The 3,725-nt window shown below is 35.8% G+C and carries 5 protein-coding genes; 1 reads left to right on the top strand and 4 read right to left on the bottom strand.

Annotated elements, in window-relative coordinates; genetic code table 11:
• Window positions 1–58: 58 nt before the first annotated feature.
• Together ACFO6W_RS15680 and ACFO6W_RS15675 are read right to left on the bottom strand one after the other, a co-directional pair.
• Window positions 59–1,393, bottom strand: coding sequence for a TM2 domain-containing protein (locus ACFO6W_RS15680; RefSeq protein WP_379998099.1), 1,335 nt, complete (start codon window positions 1,391–1,393; stop codon window positions 59–61).
• 211 nt (window positions 1,394–1,604) lie between these two features.
• Window positions 1,605–1,841 carry a hypothetical protein gene (locus tag ACFO6W_RS15675; protein ID WP_379998097.1) on the bottom strand — a complete coding sequence of 79 codons (237 nt, stop codon included), beginning with the start codon at window positions 1,839–1,841 and terminating at the stop codon, window positions 1,605–1,607.
• 242 nt (window positions 1,842–2,083) lie between these two features.
• Here ACFO6W_RS15675 and ACFO6W_RS15670 point away from each other — a divergent pair, with 242 nt between their 5' ends.
• Window positions 2,084–2,248, top strand: coding sequence for a hypothetical protein (locus ACFO6W_RS15670; RefSeq protein WP_379998095.1), 165 nt, complete (start codon window positions 2,084–2,086; stop codon window positions 2,246–2,248).
• A 984-nt stretch (window positions 2,249–3,232) separates the two neighbouring features.
• Here the strand turns inward: ACFO6W_RS15670 and ACFO6W_RS15665 are convergent.
• Both ACFO6W_RS15665 and ACFO6W_RS15660 read right to left on the bottom strand, forming a co-directional pair.
• Window positions 3,233–3,484 carry a hypothetical protein gene (locus ACFO6W_RS15665; RefSeq protein WP_379998093.1) on the bottom strand — a complete coding sequence of 84 codons (252 nt, stop codon included), beginning with the start codon at window positions 3,482–3,484 and terminating at the stop codon, window positions 3,233–3,235.
• Between the two features lie 26 nt (window positions 3,485–3,510).
• Window positions 3,511–3,725, bottom strand: a 215-nt coding sequence (locus ACFO6W_RS15660; RefSeq protein WP_379998089.1) for a hypothetical protein, incomplete at its 5' end; no start/stop codon positions are given.

The raw sequence follows: 3,725 nt of genomic DNA, 5'->3' as shown, positions 1-3,725 counted from the left end.
AAAGTTAAGGGATTGACCTTTTTTATTGGATAATTCTATAAATAGCAACTTGAATTAATTAAGCGAAAATTAATAAAATAAAAAACATTAACAAAAATAAAGCAACTGTATTGAAGCATCCCTGATTGCTGCGATTATAATTTTTATTTCTTCCTGTATCCCGAATAGGTGGAAATGCGTCATAACGATAGTCAGGAATTAGTTCTTTCTTGATTTTCCTAATATTCGGATTAATAGTATTATTTCCTTCGGATAATATACCTAATCGATCTTTCAGAAAAAGAGCACAGATTTTATAAGCCTTGGTGTTTTTACTACCTCCGGAGTAATCATTCCATTGATGTGTAAATGTTCCGAACCAGATTAAATCTTCTCCCTGATACCTATTCAATGATTTAATAAATTCTCTGTCTGTCTGCATTTTATATGAAAATTCATAAAATAAATCTTTGTGTCTGGATTTATTAAGATTGATCTCTCTGTCAACAGATAGCCATCTGTAGACACAAAAGATGAAAAAAGCAATTCTGTCTTCCAATGAACTATTGAAAAATATAAGATTATATAATGCTTTCCTTCCGGTATACCTTGAAATATAAAATCCTTCTTCGGTAGCATATTCGATAAGGCCGATATCGGCTGGAATATCATCATCCTGTTGTATGCTAATAAGAGCAGACACATCCTCCTGTGAAGCACCCACAGGTGTTTTTATACCAAAATAAGGAGCAAATTCTATTTGCCGTTCTGTAGGCTCTCGAAATATCTCCTCAATTTGATATGGCTCCCTGAATTCGGAGTTATCAAGTAATTCGCGTACTTCGTTCTCATCTTTTGCTATTATATTATTAACAGTTTTCCAGCAGTTACGACCTGTATGAAAAGCACGAGCCTTATATTTTTTATTAAGTTTTACGGGATAATCTTTATTGGAAGATACAGTATTAATTGCTACTCGCGTACTGCGTAAGTCCGATTTTTGTAGTAAATTTTTTATATGTTCAAGATGAAAATTATTAAGGCCCATTGCTATCTTAGGGTTAACATCATTAATCTTTTTCAAGCATTTATCACAAACTACACCATTATCTTTCAATATATTATGCTTAATATTCGTGATATTTGCAGAATCTAAATACTCAGTGCATAATACGCATCTATTTTTAAATTGGTTATTGCACAGTTTAATTTGCTTGTTATATTTCTCATAAAATGTGTCCTCATACATCAATCCAAGCATTATTCCATCTATAATACCTAAAACGAAAGGTACCAGTGTCCAGCAAAACAATAAATATGCCAACCCTTGAAACTCTTTTTCTAAATAGAATTTATGTATTCCAAATCCCCCTAAAAATAAAGCTAATATTGTAGCCGTATTTTGATTTTTCATTTTTACTGAATTTTATGCTATTGTCAAATTTAAGTTTAAAGATTCCCGATTCGGGTATATTTATATCAAATTAAGCCCTCTATTTGGCAGCATAGAGCCTGTCCCGTTGTCCAAGCCTCCACTGTTTGTTTCTTGTTTCCATCATCACGTTCAATTATAGTTAGCATGAACGTGGATATTAGCCTGAATCCGTTTAAATCAATAACTGTCCTCATTTCCTCATTAATTTTTCGATGAACCGGCAATCATAGCCCCAATAACGTTTCCCATCGCCCGCGAAACTCCAGACATCCATAACTTCACGCAGGCGGGAAGGTAAATCTTTCCCTTGTTTCAGCAAGACCTTACTTTCCCGGCGGAACAGGCGGTTACAAATACGTTTATCCGCTTTTTGGGATTTACAACAGGCAATCGTGCTTACAGGAGTTCTTTTTCTGCTTCTGCTCATTTTCTTATAGGTTTATGTCCCGGACTTATCCGGAACAAATGAATACCTATAAGACTTTCAGATGAAATTCAATCATAATTGATAATTTTTAAATGGAAATAGCTTCCGTGTATTTATAGCTTATTTGGGATTATGCCTATCTCCGGACATTTATTATTTGATTCTTTAGAGTCAAAGCTTGCATCAGTATTAAAGCAGGTTGTTACACACTGCAAATATAAAATTTTAATTTATAAAAATCCATGTTTTCAATATGTCGAATCAACCGGAACCCGTTTTGTCCTGTATTACTAGGAATAAAACCGGTGTGCGGTAAACTACCGGTGTGGTATTACAAGGTGGTTGCTTCCGGTTACAACTACCTGTTACTTATCAATCGTATGCTTCACCTGTATGGTATAGCATAGCATACCACACATCTGTTATAATCCGGTTGGGTAGATGATTACTCCTGCCGGTACTGTCGATGCAAAGTTGTTGATAAGTTGCTACTGCCAACCTTGCACTTGTTACACCTTGCTTACTAATAGATAGTAATTTCCTATTAAACTATCCTGTATAGCTTACTGGTTGCTTACAAATTAATAAGGCTATTGCTGCTTTTGGTTGCAAAAATCTTGTTTCTGCTCCTTTACTCTTATGATATACAGATCACAGAACCAGAAATAAATAATCCAATAAGATTGCTCCTGCCTGTAACGGATATCAAGGGATTATAAGCATCAATAAATATGATTTACAAACAATTACATTGAAACTGCTTTACCAATTCCTGTATTTATCAAATAAAACAGGATTGAAATACACAGACTATCCAATGACCTCTACTGTCCTGTTGCCTGTCAGTTGCTCCTGTTGCTTCCATCAGCTATAGGCAGCAACCCACAAGCAGCTAATACAAGCTAAAAGCAACACCGGACAGCAACTACAACCGTAAAAACGGCCAAAAACAAGCGTGAATGGTCACCTGTATGATATACAGGGTGTTATATGGAATCCATTTTTGTAAATCCTGTATTTAACAAAAATGAATCCGGTGTGCAGGTCGTGTTTTGTTGGTTGTTGCCGCTTATCTGCTACACCTGTCGCTTCTAACTTGTACAATCAGGAAAGTACAAGCTACAACAAACTATAAAAAAACACCTTGAGATCCTGATGCATGCCTTTACAGACCTTTGCAAAAAAAATATGGGCCCGGATTCAGGCCCATATAAATCCTTTATTATTTTACAATACACGGTTTACCAAATGCTTACATTCCTAAAGGCAAGAAAGCTGTCAGAGGTATTTTAAACTATTCCAGGACTAAGCTCCTGTCGTTTACCGGATGATTGCATCAGGATGTAAAACACCCTGCTGCAACCCATAAAATACCCGTTCCGTTATACCCCTTATAATTCATCTGCAAGCCTTATAAGCCTGTCAATGAGTTTCCTTGCATCATCCTTCGTAACGGATATAACCAAAGATCCGTCTTTTGTCAAATTATCAGGTATAATATCCCCGGCCAGGAATAAGAGCTCCTTTTGTGCCGGAACCCCGTCAATCTTAGGCGTTACCACCTGTAGGCTGAAATTTATACCTTCGTTGTTGTCAATCATGTAAGGCTTTTTAGCCGCTGTCTTTAAAAATTTCCGTTCCATTTTTTTTAATTTTAAGTGTTGCGTATTTATATAAATTTTTTAAGCCCCTGTTCCTCAATATCTTTCATAAAGTGGGAAATTCCCCATTTTATGGGATTTTCCTTATTTTTACTGTTTTTCATAAAAGGGCGGATATTCCCTTTTATGGGATTGTATCCACTACCGGCAAGACAGCCCTGCTCCTGAAGGATATAAAATATCCTTTCCGCGTTAGCCGTAGAATCGGATATCTCATCAGTCC

Origin of the sequence: Dysgonomonas termitidis (assembly GCF_042654545.1) — a bacterium.
Classification (GTDB): domain Bacteria; phylum Bacteroidota; class Bacteroidia; order Bacteroidales; family Dysgonomonadaceae; genus Dysgonomonas; species Dysgonomonas termitidis.
This window is presented reverse-complemented; position numbering and strand designations above follow the sequence as displayed.